This window comes from Segeticoccus rhizosphaerae, from assembly GCF_009192725.1.
GTDB classification, from domain to species: Bacteria; Actinomycetota; Actinomycetes; order Actinomycetales; family Dermatophilaceae; genus Segeticoccus; species Segeticoccus rhizosphaerae.
In genome coordinates this window covers 1-13077 of sequence record NZ_VOHR01000084.1, presented here as the reverse complement: position 1 = coordinate 13077, position 13077 = coordinate 1, and the positions used below count along the sequence as shown (strand labels likewise).

The 13077-nt window shown below is 68.7% G+C and carries 18 protein-coding genes and 2 pseudogenes; 10 read left to right on the top strand and 10 right to left on the bottom strand.

Annotated elements, in window-relative coordinates:
- From FRW57_RS09220 to FRW57_RS09210, 3 genes are all read left to right on the top strand, one after another.
- The coding region (locus tag FRW57_RS09220; RefSeq protein WP_203230278.1) for an aldehyde dehydrogenase family protein at positions 1-1279 on the top strand (1279 nt) is incomplete at its 5' end.
- Positions 1276-2043: a 3-oxoacyl-ACP reductase gene (locus FRW57_RS09215; protein WP_152185863.1), complete on the top strand. Its 768-nt coding sequence runs from the start codon at positions 1276-1278 to the stop codon at positions 2041-2043. The genes FRW57_RS09220 and FRW57_RS09215, both read left to right, overlap by 4 nt.
- Before the next feature lies 1 nt (position 2044).
- A complete protein-coding gene (locus FRW57_RS09210) occupies positions 2045-2815 on the top strand; it encodes a gamma-glutamyl-gamma-aminobutyrate hydrolase family protein (protein WP_137120406.1) in 771 nt (256 codons plus the stop codon).
- On the opposite strand, the gene FRW57_RS09205 is transcribed toward FRW57_RS09210, so the two are convergent.
- The 4 genes from FRW57_RS09205 to FRW57_RS09190 form a co-directional block, all read right to left on the bottom strand.
- Positions 2776-3405: a methyltransferase gene (locus FRW57_RS09205; RefSeq protein WP_238999380.1), complete on the bottom strand. Its 630-nt coding sequence runs from the start codon at positions 3403-3405 to the stop codon at positions 2776-2778. The genes FRW57_RS09210 and FRW57_RS09205 overlap by 40 nt on opposite strands.
- Complete coding sequence (locus FRW57_RS09200; RefSeq protein ID WP_137120408.1) at positions 3402-3602, bottom strand: CDGSH iron-sulfur domain-containing protein; 201 nt, start codon at positions 3600-3602, stop codon at positions 3402-3404. Before FRW57_RS09200 ends, FRW57_RS09205 begins: the two co-directional genes overlap by 4 nt.
- Positions 3603-3618: 16 nt before the next feature.
- Positions 3619-4647, bottom strand: a complete 1029-nt coding sequence (locus FRW57_RS09195) for an iron-containing redox enzyme family protein (RefSeq protein WP_152185861.1) — start codon at positions 4645-4647, stop codon at positions 3619-3621.
- Between the two features lie 171 nt (positions 4648-4818).
- Positions 4819-5355 carry a TetR/AcrR family transcriptional regulator gene (locus FRW57_RS09190; protein WP_162529322.1) on the bottom strand — a complete coding sequence of 179 codons (537 nt, stop codon included), beginning with the start codon at positions 5353-5355 and terminating at the stop codon, positions 4819-4821.
- A gap of 37 nt (positions 5356-5392) precedes the next feature.
- Here FRW57_RS09190 and FRW57_RS09185 point away from each other — a divergent pair, with 37 nt between their 5' ends.
- Positions 5393-5752 carry a DoxX family protein gene (locus tag FRW57_RS09185; RefSeq protein ID WP_152185859.1) on the top strand — a complete coding sequence of 120 codons (360 nt, stop codon included), beginning with the start codon at positions 5393-5395 and terminating at the stop codon, positions 5750-5752.
- Between the two features lie 52 nt (positions 5753-5804).
- Here FRW57_RS09185 and FRW57_RS24005 read toward each other — a convergent pair whose 3' ends face one another.
- From FRW57_RS24005 to FRW57_RS09170, 3 genes are read right to left on the bottom strand one after another with little or no spacing between them, the layout of a single operon-like run.
- On the bottom strand, positions 5805-6362 hold the full coding sequence (locus tag FRW57_RS24005; RefSeq protein ID WP_202911398.1) for a helix-turn-helix transcriptional regulator: 558 nt from the start codon (positions 6360-6362) through the stop codon (positions 5805-5807).
- The gene (locus FRW57_RS09175) at positions 6359-6946 is read right to left on the bottom strand and encodes a TetR family transcriptional regulator (RefSeq protein WP_203230277.1); all 588 of its coding nucleotides are present in this window, start codon (positions 6944-6946) and stop codon (positions 6359-6361) included. Before FRW57_RS09175 ends, FRW57_RS24005 begins: the two co-directional genes overlap by 4 nt.
- Positions 6927-7358 carry an SRPBCC family protein gene (locus FRW57_RS09170; RefSeq protein ID WP_137120413.1) on the bottom strand — a complete coding sequence of 144 codons (432 nt, stop codon included), beginning with the start codon at positions 7356-7358 and terminating at the stop codon, positions 6927-6929. Before FRW57_RS09170 ends, FRW57_RS09175 begins: the two co-directional genes overlap by 20 nt.
- Positions 7359-7538: 180 nt before the next feature.
- Here FRW57_RS09170 and FRW57_RS25050 point away from each other — a divergent pair, with 180 nt between their 5' ends.
- The 4 genes and pseudogenes from FRW57_RS25050 (at position 7539) to FRW57_RS09150 (ending at position 9403) form a co-directional block, all read left to right on the top strand.
- Entirely contained in the window at positions 7539-7715 is a 177-nt protein-coding gene (locus tag FRW57_RS25050) for a DUF4244 domain-containing protein (protein ID WP_203230276.1), read from the top strand.
- 266 nt (positions 7716-7981) lie between these two features.
- The gene (locus FRW57_RS25045; RefSeq protein WP_420853240.1) at positions 7982-8704 is read left to right on the top strand and encodes an IS5 family transposase; all 723 of its coding nucleotides are present in this window, start codon (positions 7982-7984) and stop codon (positions 8702-8704) included.
- Positions 8659-8844: pseudogene (locus FRW57_RS25040) on the top strand (phage major capsid protein); the annotation flags it as partial. The gene FRW57_RS25045 and the pseudogene FRW57_RS25040, both read left to right, overlap by 46 nt.
- 22 nt (positions 8845-8866) lie before the next feature.
- Positions 8867-9403, top strand: coding sequence for a phage major capsid protein (locus FRW57_RS09150; protein ID WP_152185858.1), 537 nt, complete (start codon positions 8867-8869; stop codon positions 9401-9403).
- Positions 9404-9866: 463 nt separating this feature from the next.
- On the opposite strand, the gene FRW57_RS09140 is transcribed toward FRW57_RS09150, so the two are convergent.
- From FRW57_RS09140 to FRW57_RS09130, 3 genes are all read right to left on the bottom strand, one after another.
- Positions 9867-10187, bottom strand: coding sequence for a hypothetical protein (locus FRW57_RS09140; RefSeq protein WP_152185856.1), 321 nt, complete (start codon positions 10185-10187; stop codon positions 9867-9869).
- Between the two features lie 37 nt (positions 10188-10224).
- Positions 10225-10431, bottom strand: a complete 207-nt coding sequence (locus FRW57_RS09135) for a hypothetical protein (RefSeq protein ID WP_152185855.1) — start codon at positions 10429-10431, stop codon at positions 10225-10227.
- Positions 10432-10553: 122 nt separating this feature from the next.
- Complete coding sequence (locus FRW57_RS09130; protein ID WP_152185854.1) at positions 10554-10820, bottom strand: hypothetical protein; 267 nt, start codon at positions 10818-10820, stop codon at positions 10554-10556.
- Between the two features lie 869 nt (positions 10821-11689).
- Here FRW57_RS09130 and FRW57_RS09125 point away from each other — a divergent pair.
- Together FRW57_RS09125 and FRW57_RS09120 are read left to right on the top strand one after the other, a co-directional pair.
- Positions 11690-12202: a hypothetical protein gene (locus FRW57_RS09125; protein WP_152185853.1), complete on the top strand. Its 513-nt coding sequence runs from the start codon at positions 11690-11692 to the stop codon at positions 12200-12202.
- A gap of 321 nt (positions 12203-12523) precedes the next feature.
- Positions 12524-12985: pseudogene (locus FRW57_RS09120) on the top strand (IS1380 family transposase); the annotation flags it as partial.
- Between the last annotated feature and the right edge of the window lie 92 nt (positions 12986-13077).

Below are 13077 nucleotides of genomic sequence, written 5' to 3'. Positions count from 1 at the left end.
GGCCGCGGCGGCGTTCCCGCCGTGGCGCGACCTGGCCCCCGGCGAGCGGGCGCGCCTGCTGCGACGGTTCGCCTCGGTGGTCGACGAGCACATCGACGAGCTGGCCGAGCTGGAGGTGCGCAACGCCGGGCACACCTGGGGCAACGCGACCTGGGAGGCGGGCAACGTCCGCGACGTCCTGAACTACTACTCGGCGGCGCCGGAGCGGCTCTTCGGCCGGCAGATCCCGGTGCCGGGCGGGGTGGACATCACCTTCCGCGAGCCGCTGGGCGTGGTCGGCATCATCGTGCCGTGGAACTTCCCGATGCCGATCCTGGGCTGGGGGATGGCCCCGGCCCTGGCGGCGGGCAACACGGTGGTCCTCAAGCCGGCCGAGCTGACTCCCTTGACGGCGATCCGCATCGGTGAGCTGGCGCTCGAGGCGGGCCTGCCCGAGGGGGTGCTGACCGTCATACCGGGCAAGGGCTCGGTGGTGGGTGAGCGGTTCGTCACCCACCCGCTGGTGCGCAAGGTCTGCTTCACCGGGTCGACCGCGGTGGGCAAGAAGATCATGGCGGGCTGCGCCGAGCAGGTGAAGCGGTGCACGCTCGAGCTGGGTGGCAAGAGCGCCAACATCGTGTTCGCCGACGCCGACCTGGCCAAGGCCGCGGCGACGGCGCCCTACGCGGTGTTCGACAACGCGGGGCAGGACTGCTGCGCGCGGTCGCGGATCCTGGTGCAGGAGTCGGTGCACGAGCAGTTCCTCGAGCAGCTCGGCAAGGCGGTGCAGGGCATGGTCGTGACCGACCCCGGCGCCGACCGGGGCAGCGAGATGGGTCCGTTGATCTCCGCGCACCAGAGGGACTCGGTGCGCGGCTACCTCGACGACGTCGAGGTGGTGTGCACGGGTCCGGCGCCGGACGGCGACGGGTTCTGGGTGCCACCGACGGTGGTCGCCCCGCGCTCCACCGACGACCGGGTCTGGCGCGAGGAGGTCTTCGGGCCGGTGGTGGCCGTGCTGCCCTTCTCCGACGAGGCGGAGGCCGTCGCGATGGCCAACGACACGGAATACGGGCTGTCCGGCTCGATCTACACCCGCGACGTCGGGCGGGCGCTGCGCGTCGCGCGGCGGGTGGAGGCCGGCAACCTCAGCGTGAACTCGCACAGTGCCGTGCGCTACTGGACGCCCTTCGGGGGTTACAAGCAGTCCGGCCTCGGCCGGGAGCTCGGGCCGGACGCACCGGACGCGTTCACCGAGGAGAAGAATGTGTTCATCGCAGACGAGGAGGCGACATCGTGACCGGACGGCTCGAGGGCAAGGTGGCAGTGATCACCGGGGGGAGCTCGGGGATCGGGCTGGCGACCGTGGAGCGCTTCGCGCAGGAGGGCGCCAAGGTCGTGATCGGTGACGTCGACAAGGAGCGCGGCGCTGCGGTGGCCGAGCGGGTGTCCGGAACGTTCGTCGCCACCGACGTCACGGACAAGGAGCAGGTGGACGCGCTGTTCCGCACCGCCAAGGAGACCTACGGATCGGTGGACATCGCCTTCAACAACGCGGGCATCTCACCGCCGGAGGACGACTCCATCCTCGACACCGACCTCGACGCGTGGCGCCGGGTGCAGGAGGTCAACCTCACCAGCGTCTACCTGTGCTGCAAGGCGGCGCTGCCCTACATGCTCGAGCAGGGCAAGGGCTCGATCATCAACACGGCCTCCTTCGTGGCGGTGCTGGGTGCGGCGACCTCGCAGATCTCCTACTCCGCCTCCAAGGGCGGGGTGCTGTCCATGACCCGCGAGCTCGGAGTCCAGTTCGCCCGGCAGGGGGTGCGGGTCAACGCGCTGTGCCCGGGGCCGGTCAACACCCCGCTGCTCCAGCAGCTCTACGCCGACGACCCCGAGAAGGCGCAGCGCCGGTTGGTGCACGTGCCGATGGGCCGCTTCGGCGAGCCAGAGGAGATGGCCAACGCCGTGCTGTTCCTGGCATCCGACGAGTCGAGCTTCATGACCGCCTCGACCTTCCTGGTCGACGGCGGCATCTCCGGCGCCTACGTGACGCCGCTCTGACATGCGACCGGTCATCGGGATCTCGACCTACCGGGAGCAGGCCCGCTGGGGCGTGTGGCACGCCCAGGCGGACCTGCTCAACGCCGAGTATGCACGGGCGGTCACCCTCGCCGGCGGGGTGCCGGTCCTCCTGCCGCCGACCGACGACCCCGAGGCGGCAGCCGAGGTGGTGTCCCGCCTGGATGCCCTGGTCATCGCCGGCGGCGCGGACATCGATCCGGGCCGCTACGGCCAGCGGCCGCAGCAGCGGACCGGCGCGCCGCGAGCCGACCGCGACGGCTGGGAGATCGCGCTGCTCGACGCCGCCGAGGACCAGACGCTGCCGGTGCTCGGAGTCTGCCGGGGGATGCAGGTCATGGCCGTGCACGCCGGCGGCTCGCTCGAGCAACACCTCCCGGACGTCGTGTCGCACGAGGGACACTCACCCGGCGGGGACGTCTACGGCACCATCGCGGTCGACACGGTCGCCGGCTCCCGGATCGCCGCGCTGATCGGCCCCCAGGTGCAGGTCGCCTGCCACCACCACCAAGCAGTGATCACCCACCCCGGCTACACCCCCACCGCCCACGCCGCGGACGGCACCCTCGAGGCGATGGAACGCGAGGACCGCGACTTCTGGCTCGGGGTGCAGTGGCACCCCGAGGCCCGGACCGACCAGGGCCTGTTCAAAGGACTGGTGGAGCGGTGCCGCGGGATCGACTCAATCCTGTCCACTGAGGGACGCGGGGCCGTTCAGCCCGAGGACCGGTCGATGCGGACGAGCACCCCGTGATCCGGGAACTCGCGGTGTTCCACGACGCGCAGGTGCGTCGCCGCCGAGACTGACGCTTGAACGCGAGCGACCTGCGCCAGTGTGCCGAGTTGCAGGACCGCCGAGCCGCCATCGGCCAGGTGGTGCTCGATCACGTCCAGGCAGCGGAGGGCCAGGTCCAGGCCATGTGTGCCGCCGTCGATGGCCAGCACCGGGTCCTCGGGGTACCGCGCAACATCTGCGCGACAGACCCACGGTGGGTCGGCGATGATGACGGCGAACTGCTCGTCGGGGTCGAGCGTCTCGTCGAGGTTCCCCTGCCGGATCTCCACCTGCTCGGCGAGTCCGGCCGCTTCGGCATTGGCGCGTGCAAGGCTCACCGCAGCGGGACTCACGTCGACCGCCACGAGTCGTCGGTCGGTGCCGGCGACGGCCAGCAGGCCGAGCTGTCCCGCACCGGTGCACAGCTCCAGCACGTGCCCCGCCGGAGCGGTGCGCAGCAGGTCGCTGGCCCAGTGCGACTGCGCGGCCGTCCACGAACGTGGACGTAGCACCCGGTGGTCGAAGCTGATGCGCAGGCCACCGAAGTCCACTGCCTCGGCGGCGCTCACGTGGGCCGCCGAAGCGCCTTGTGGGTCCCGTCGCACCATGGGGGTCGTCCGGTCTTCCCACAGGCACAAACCGCCACCAGCGGTCGAGTCACGTCGTGGGCGGTCCCTTCCGCGTCGCGGATGATGTCGGCTCCGCGCACCAGGAGCGGGCCGCCGGGACACTGCTCGACCGTCACCTCGCGGTCCGTGGAAGTCATGGGGATCTCCTCGAGGTCATCCGGAAGTGGGGGACGCGGCGGCGCGCATGAGTGACGACTCACCCTGGGGTGAGTCCGAGGACGCCCAGGACGCCAGCAGCCGCTCCCCGGCCAGGGCGTCGACGGCCAGGCAGGCGGCGGCTCCGAAGAGGACGTCCTCGGCAAGCGCGGGCTCCTGTTCGACCAGGGCGCCACAGATGTGCCGGACGGCGACCTGCTCGTGCACGGCGTCTGCCTCCACGTGCTCGTCGAAGTAGGCCGCCACCACATCGGGCAGACCGACCCGCCGGATCCCGCGGGCAATCTTGCGGCAGGGCACCGAGCTCGTGGACTCGAAGGCCGCGAAGTGGCCGAGTGCCGCGCCGCGCAACCGCCGCTGGAGCGCAAAGAGCGAGGCGACGTTGCTGGTCGCGAGGGTCAGGGCGCTGGCCTGGTCGATGTAGGCGCCGTATTCGCGGTCGAGACCGCATCCTTCCAGGGCGTCTCCGAACATGGTCTGGTGCAGCCGGTGCGGCTGCCCCGCGCCGTACTCGTCATACTGCAGCTCGGCGAGCGCCGTTTTGGGAGCTCCCTCGAGCCGGGGGAGGACGAACGAGTAGGGGTCGGACTCCTTGAGGTGGTAGATGCTGCGTTGACGCATGAAGTCCACCACCTGGTCCCGCGTGGCGTCGCGCTGCAGGTAGCCCGCAACGGACGGTCCGTCTGCGGCGTCGATCAGGGCGGTCAGCCTTTCGGGGAAGTCCGCTTCCGGCACGGTGAGCGCCTCGGCAACGGCGGTTGCCGTTCGCGAGCGCAGCTCCTGCTCGAGCCGCTCCTGCAGTTCGGCTCGTAGGCGAAGGAGGTCGAGGTCCCACTCCCGGCCCGCGGGCACATCGGCGAAGCCGCGGTAGTGCAGCTCGAACAGCATCCACAGCGCCAGTTGCAGGTCGTCGTCCTGCAGGTCCCCCTCGTCCCCGCCGGTGAGGGCAGCGGGTTCGTCCCGGTCGTCCTTCAGCAGCCGCACGACACCGTGGCTGATCGGCCCCCGAGGTTGTGGCAGCAACATGGTCGTCCTCCTATCCGCGGTCCTCCGCGCTCACGCACTGCCGGACGGGATCCGATGTGCCTTGAAGTGGCTCTGGTACCCGGAGGGAATCTTACGAAACCCGCGAGTAGCCAGTCATCCGCTGGGCGGGCGTAGGGGCAGTGGGCTGGACCCGCCGCCGGACCACCTCGACTACCTCACTGCGGGGACGAGGGACACCAGGAGGGCGAACACGTCGTCCAGCTCCGCTTTGGTGAGGGTCGGCTTCGCCACCGAGGCACCGATGGTGAGCAAGTGGGGTACGAGGGCGGCGGTCCGGGCCCGTGCGGGGTCGGGGAGGATGCGCTGCCACAGGTCCACGAGGGCGTCGAGGCGGGCGGAGTCGACACGGGCCTGGGTGGAGCCGGCCTCCTCGTTCTCCAGCGCCCATCCCCGGATGGCCGCCTCGAGACGCGGGTCGAGGGCGACCCGGGTGGGAAGTGCCATGAGCGCCTGCTCGGCCGGAAGGTCGGCGCCGGCCCTCGCGGCGCCCTCGATGGCGTCCTTGGAGTCGAGCTCGTATCGACGCAGCAGCGCCCGGTGGAAGTCGTTGACGCCGCGGAAGTGATGGTGAAAGGAGCCCTTGGTCAGCCCGAGGCTCGCGGCGATGCGATCGACGCGGACGTTTGCGGCCCCGCCCTCGCGGAGAGCGGTCATGCCTTCATCGATCCAGCGGTCCCGGGCTGTCATGAAGCGACCATACCATACCGTATGGTACGGTCGCTTCATGCACGCACTATCCGAACCGGCTTGGCCGGTTGTCCTCCTCGCGATCGTGTGCGTGGTCGACGCAGCTCTGTGCTGGAAGCCGGTGGGTTTCATCGCCCGGTGCTTTGCCGAGGTGGGGTGGCCACGCAGGTACTGGCCGATGATGGCCCCGATCAAGCTCGCCGCGGCCGCGGGCCTCCTGGCGGGCATCTGGGTGCCCTGGCTCGGGCCGGTGACGACGGGATGCCTGATCCTCTACTTCCTGGTGGCGATCTCCATGCACGTTCGCGCCCGGGACCTCGGCCGCAACCTGTTCGTCAACGCCGTCGGCCTGCTGCTCCTCTGCCTCGCGGTGTTCGTCTTCTGCTTCCTCGTCTGAGAAACCCTGCGGGGCTGGAGACCTGCGCATGGCCCGGCGTTCGACCGGCGAGTCATGTGGCGGCGGCACCGAACCGAGCGGACCAGTCGGTGAGGAGGTCGCGCATCGCGGCCGGGGACTCGAGGGTGAACGGCGCTCCGGTGACGCCCAGCGCCATAGCCGGCCATTCGAGCGAGTCGGCCGTCATGGTCACTCGGCAGCGGCCCTCGTCAACGGCCCGGATGTCAGCCCAGGCGCCGATCCGCTCTCGCAGCAGGGCTTCTGGTGCCTCGACGAGCGCGATCACCCCGTGTGGGCGAGTCTGTTGCTCGATCCCGGAGGGCACGTAGGTCGCCGCGTCGACGGCGGGGAGCTCGCGCGGTCGGAACGGTTCGCCGGTGCTGGACGGCTCGTCCATCCGATCGAGCCGGAAGCTGCGCCAGTCGTGCCGGCCCGGGTCGTAGGCGACGAGGTACCAACGGCGACCGATCGAGACCAGGCGGTGCGGCTCGACATACCGGTCCGTCCTGTCCCCGTCGGCGGAGGTGTAGCCGAAGCGGATGCGCTGAGGGGCCGTCTGCAGGTCAGCCCGGCACCTCCCGTACCGGCGCGCGGTGCCGTTCCCGGTCACGGGGTGGGGTCGAGGGGTGGGTCGAGGGCGTGCCTGATCAGCGCGGTGAACTCCTCGATCGCCGTGTCGGCCGCGGCACGGTCGCCCGTCAGCGCCACCTCGAAGAGCACGCCGCGGCCCACGGCCAGGCTCAGCCGAGCCAGCCGCTCGGCGTGGGCACTGTCGGTGAGCCTGGCGAAGCCTTGGGTAAATCCGGCCAACCAGGCATCGGTCAGGATGTCGCGCAACCCCTCGGCATACTCCTTGCCGTACATGGCGTGCACCGACAGCTCGTAGAACAGCGGAGCGAAGGCGCTGGCCGTCTCGGCGACGTGGGACCAGTACCTCGTGCCGGCATCGACGGGATCGCTGGTGTCGCGGAGGAACTGGTCGAGCGCATCCCGCTCCGCCTCGCAGACCCGCTCGATCACCGCCGACAAGAGCCGGTCCCGGGATCCGAAGTGGTAGTTGAGCATCCGGTTGCTCGTGCCGACGCCGGCCGCGAGCGTGCGCATGCTGGTGTCGAGTACGCCGTTGTCCGCGAACCACTCCACGATCCGGCCCAGCAGTACCTCTCGAGGATGCTCAGTCGGGCCGGCCGGCACGCTCTGCCAATCGGGTGAAGGTGTCGGCTTCCTGCTCGACCATCCGGCGAACCTTCGAACCCAAGAGCAGACGGACGAGCCCGGTCAACGGCCCCGACCAGTCGATCCCCAGGACCAGCCGGGTTCCTTCGTCCTGCGGAGCGAGCCAGTGGGGCGCCGCGGTCCGTATCCCGGGCGCCGTTGAGCGCCAGGTGAATCCGCGACCCGGCTGCCAATCGGTGATCTCATACACCGCCCGGCGCAGGCCCGGCTGTTGAACCTCGAACCGAGTTCCCACGCCCAGCGGGCCCTTGGTGCCAAGGCGCGTGACCCGCTGCATCGTGGGCAGCATCTGGTCCCAGTTGTCGAGGTCGCTGAGCAGTTGCCACACGCGGTCCGTGTCCGCGGCGATGGTCCGTTCCACTTCACTCATGTATCAAATGATACACAGCGCGAATCGGCCCGTCACAGGGAATTCGGCTGGTCGTCGCCCGCGTCATCCACAGTCGGGCCGCGCCAGACCACGCGATGCACAGACGGGCCAACTCCGGTTCCGCGGCGAGCGCGCGGCTTCCACGATGAAGGTCAGTTCACCTCGTGGAAGGAGCGATTCATGACCAAGTCCATGACCCGCAGGACAACCGGGCACGGGCGATCGGTGGGTGCACGATGGTACGCCCGATGGACGGCGGCGCGTCGTGGCGTCGAGGCAGGTATGTCGACGGCGGAGTATGCCGTGGGCACGCTCGCGCCATGTCTGAAGAATACTTCACAGTCATCGGGCCTCTGACCTGAGGGTCTTCAGCCGGCAGCATCTGCTGCGCAGGGTCTAGCACCAAGAGAAGCGGCGTGATCTGTCCGCGGCCCGACGTGGCTGAGCAGACCAGTCGGCGTCTAGGGCCTGTTACGAAAGTGACTGGTGTGGTTTCGGCGTGTCGCGAGGCGCGAGGCGCGGCTCCCGGAGTAACGCAGGTGGTGTCTACGCATCTCCGCACTCCGGGAGTCCTCGATGGCCACCATAGACGCCGCTGCCCGCCATGACCTGACCAATGCCCAGTGGGCGTTGCTGGAACCGTTGGTGCCGGGGCCTGCGCGGCGGGGACGGCCTCGAGCGTGCCGGTGCGGGCACTGGTCGAGGGGGTCCGCTATCGCACCCGGACGGGTTGCCCCTGGCGGGACGTGCCAGACCGGTACGGGCCGTGGTGGCGGGTCTACACCTTGTTCGCCTGCTGGCAGCTGCTCGGTGTCTGGGAGAAGATCGAGTCCGCGCTGCTGGAGGCAGCGGACGCGGCAGGCAAGCTGTCCTGGCAGGTCAGCGTCGACTCGACCACCTCCCGAGCGCACGTCCACGCTGCTGGAGCCCGACGTGACAGCGTGGAAAGGGTTGCCGGAGAACCGGATCACCACGAGCTGGGCACGTCCCGGGGTGGCTGGTCGACCAAGACCCACGTGGCGATCGACCAGCACCGGGGAGTGCTGTCCTTCGTCCTGACACCCGGTCAGCACGGCGACAGTCCACAAATGGCCACCGTGCTGGATGGCATCCACATCTCCCGCTCCGGGCCCGGGCCGGGCACGCACCAGGCCGGATCGGGTGCTGGCCGACAAGGCGTACTCCTCCCGCGCGAACCGCGCTTGGCTGCGTGCGCACGGGATCCGCGCGACCATCCCGGTCCCCGACGACCAGGCCGGACACCGCCGGCGCAAGGGCTCCCGCGCAGGCCGGCGCCCAGATCGTCCCGATGGACTCGCGGACCGTGCAGGTGGCCCGGTGGGTAGGGGATCCGACCCCCGAGTGGCGCGCCGAGGCCGACACCATTGCCGAGGACGACGGCATGCTGGAGCAGCTCGAGCTGAAGGCCAAGTCCCTCGCGGTGATCACGAAGGTGTCCCGCGAGCTCATCGAGGACTCGGACCCGTCCGTCGAGACGCAGCTGCTCCATGCCTTCGCCCTGGAGGTCGACCGGGTGGCGCACTACCGCAAGGGGACCAACGGCGAGCCCGTCGGGCCTCTACGCCACCGTGGGGGTCCCGACGACCGCGCTGGGGACCGCAGACGGGGCGGCACCGACCTGGGACGACCTCGTGGACGCCGTGGGCCGTCTGCGCGACGCCAACGAGGAGCCCGGTGCGCAGATCCTTGCGGACCGCACCGCGCGGGTCCTGGCCAAGCAGCGTGAAGCTGGCACCACTGGTCCGTACCTCGCGCCGCCGACCTACCTGGACGGGGTCAAGCGCCTGCCCACCGGGCAGGTCTCCGTGACCCAGACCGAGGGCACCGCAACGGACGCCAGCGACATCTTCACCGGCGACTTCTCCAAGTTGCTGATCGGCCTCCGCGCCGGCCTGCAGATCTCGGTCCTGAAGGAGCGGTACGCCGACACCCGCCAGGTCGGCCTCGTCGCGCACTACCGCGGCGACGTCGGCATCGCGCGGCTCAAGGCCTTCGACGTCGTGACCGGCGTCCTGGGCGGCTGAGAACTTCCCCGGCAGGGCCTGAGCAGCGGAGCCCTCTCACTTCGTTGCTCAGGGTCGGTCGAGGATCTCCGGATTGGCACATGGTTCCGCGAGGGTGCCTTCCCTCTTGGGGGAGGGTCATCCTCCCCTCGCGGGCCAGTTCGGAGACGCAGACCGGCGCGGCCCCCGACATGAGGTGCCCGCCGGTCCGCGACACAACGAAGCGGTGCTCGAACGATCCTCATCTCGGGGTTGCATTCAACCGGGCTGGCTGGCAACCGAGGTGGGGATCGTCGCGCACCGCTTTCCTTGTCTGGACCGCGAGGCCGCCCTCTCTGGATGCGGGAACACCCCGCCCTGCCTAGGGAACAGGGCGGGGTGTAATCGGCGCGAGAGGATCAGACCTCGTGGCCCGAGGACCCGTGGACATGGAAACGCTCCCCCCCGTAGTGGGCGGGGAGCGTTCTTCGTCCGTGGGGGCCGATCAGACCTTGGTGGTCTTGCCCTTGGCCGCGCGCGGCTTGCGAATGGCCTTCGGCTTCGGCGCCTCGACCTTCGCGGGTTCGACCTTGGCCACGCGCGAACCACCCACGAGATGGCCCACGAGTTCGCGCTCGGCCTTCGTGCCAGTGGCGGCGAGGAAGCGGACGACCTCACCCACGCGGCCCACGGTGCAGCCGGCGGCCTCCGCGATGTCCTTGCGGGTCATCTCCTTGTCGTGGTCCGACTCGATGACCTCGAGGATCGCCGCGTCCTTGGGGCCGCCGGCCTTGAGGGCGAACTTCTGCTCGTCGGTGTTGCTCATGGTCGTTCTCCTTGCTCGTCGGGGTGGGGGTGAGGGACTACTTCGCGATGCGCTCGGCAAGGGCGCGGTTGACGCCGAGGATGCCGCCGAGGATCTCGTCCGCCCGCGCGGCGGATGGCCCGCGGACCAGTTCACGGCGCAGGGACGCGAGACGGTCCTGCAGCCGCCACCCCTCAAGGGGGACGGCTTCCGCGTACGCGTGGTCCGCTGCAGCGTCGATCTTGGGGGAGACTCGCTGGGTCATGGTGGGCTCCTTCATCTTCGTTGACGAGGGGAACCTCTCAGGCGAAGATCACCCTTGCTCATAGGTCTTGACCGACGAATCACCCCCGGACGTAGGGTGATTCGAGGCCCACGGGGTTGGCTTCACGAGCGGCTCGGCCCCTTACAGAGCGTCCCCGAGCCCTTGCCGGCAGCGCGGCGCAGCCACTGGTCCAGCGCGGTCTGGATCTCGCCGGCGGCCGCGAAGACCTCGGGCGGGCAGTCCCCATCGCAGAGGCCGGCGTACTCGTTGGCGTCCACGTGCTCGTGGAGCTCCGCGAAGGACTCGACCGACGGCGGCAACAGGCCGGCCAGCACGTCGTCAAGGATCTCCCACTGGCCCCGCTTGACCGCGCTCGTGATGTTGCTCATGTCCCTGCCCCGTTTAGTTGAGGTGGTGGAGAGGAACCTTTCAGACCGCGCAGGTCTAAGCACACAGTCCGGAGCGTATGAGTTTCACTCATACCGACGAGGGCTCCAGGCGAGGGCTCAAACCGCGAAACCGTACAGGTACTAACCGAATTCGTCATCACACCGATTACCACTCTGCCGGAAGTATCGCTAAACTCCTCGCACGGATGTCCACTTGGAAGGGAACCGCCAGTGACGAAGCAGAGCCTCGGCCGTACCACGGCGGGCCGGAGACCCAGGGGAGCAAGCCGCGCCTGGACTCGTTCCTGTCCACAGGGCCAACCGGGTACGCGAGGGATCCTTGCCCCACCATCCACAGGCTTGTCCTCAGGTTACCCACAGATGTCCCACGGCGTGGCGCACAGGTTGTCTACCGGGCCGTCCACAGACTGGCCCGGTTGGTGGGCGACACCTCCGCCGAGATGTCACGTTTCGCGGATACGCTGAACAGGCAGGAAGAAGCGAGATGCCAGCGATCACCGACCTGTTCGCCGGCGTCGGAGGGTTTGAAGATGAGTTGGAGAGGGCCCGGGCCTGGGACCCTCTCCAGTAGCTACCGCACAGGAGGCAGAAGCAACAATGACGACCATACGGGACAGGGCTCACCATGAGCCAGAACGTGACCCAAGTTTCATCGAATTCCGCATCAATCGCGCGTGGATCAACCGTTGGCGCGCCAGGTTCCGCCGGCTGGGCTTCGGCGCCGGATGGACCCTGGGACTCGTCGCGGCGTGCATCACGGTCTGGTCAGTACTTCCTGGCCGATGATCCGCCATGCCAGCAGTGTCCGGAGTAGGGCTCAGTGCTAGGCCGGATTTAGACTCCCCGCCATGTCACCTCACGCCTTCGCCGCGAGCGCAGTCTCAGAGAACTCAACAGCCTGGTTCGCGCTCGGTGGGATTATCATCGGCGCTCTTGTAACGGGAATCGTCGGACTCGTTTTGGAGTTGGTGAAATCCCGGCAGACTAGATCAGCCAAGCGGTGCGACAATATCGCTTCTGAGGGATCGGACTTCATCGCCCGATGCCACGAGCTCAAGCGGCAGAAGAGCGAGGAAGGAGCGTGGGATCTGATCAACGCATCCATCGACACGTTTAGCAAGAGAACCGACACTCCAGCCACTTTGCGAGTGCGAGCGACGAAGGAGGCGCGAGTCAGAGCGCGGGGCGCACTGATCCGGTTAGCCATCTGGGCCGACGAAGATACTTGGCAGGCCGCTGAAGCGATGCTCGATCAGGCGACCCTCAAGGGCGGCTTCGGCGACACGGAGAAGGTGCTAGTGAAACACCTCCGACGCCAGACCACCTGTGCCTATGCCAGTCTGACCCCTTCTCGCTCCTGAACTGTCTCGCGTCGGCCATCCCCTCGACCCACCGCGTGGTCACCCGCGAGCAGGTCTTCGAGCTAGCCGGAGGTCCCTTCCTGCGGAACGAGACTCTGTTGTGAGCCGCGTGCCGTCGTCCGAGCGAGCTGATCGGACTTCTTGAAGGCGCTGGTATCCTCCGTCGCGGGGCGCTAATGTCCTCGGCGTGGGCATCCTAAGCCTCAATCCACCGATGGTGTGAGGTAGTCAGCGCGTCATAGAGCGAGAATGCCCTTGCGTGCTGGGAAGATTGGTCTTGCTGAAGGATCCAACTACCCGGCCACGAAGGGCATCTCGTAGATGCAACTGTCTCACACTGTCCCGGTGTCTTCCGTCAGGTTCGACGAGCCGAACCTGGTGTCTCCTGCTGGTCTGGTCCCGGCGATGCGGCTGGCGGAGAACGCCGGCCTGTGCGGTCTGGCTGACGAGTGCCTGTCGGTGCCCACGGACAAGGGCTCGCACGCGGGCGCGAAGGTCACCGCGCTGGTCGCGGGCATGATCGCGGGAGCCGATTCCATCGATGACATGGCCCTGCTGCGACACGGCGCGATGCGTAAGGTCTTCGACGGCTGCTACGCCCCTTCCACGCTGGGCTCGTTTCTGCGGTCCTTCACGTTCGGGCATGTTCGTCAGCTGGACGCGGTGGCCTCCCGCGTCCTGACCGGGCTGCACGAGCACACGCCGTTGCTGGTGGGCCTGGACGAGCGAGCGATCGTGGACATCGATGACTCGATCATCGAGGTCCACGGGCACGCCAAGCAGACATCCCATGGCGAAACCTGTCAAGCTGCGGCGGCTGGTTCGTCGCGGTGCGACCACGCAGTCGTCTCGTCGTACCGGGTGCCGGTCTTGAG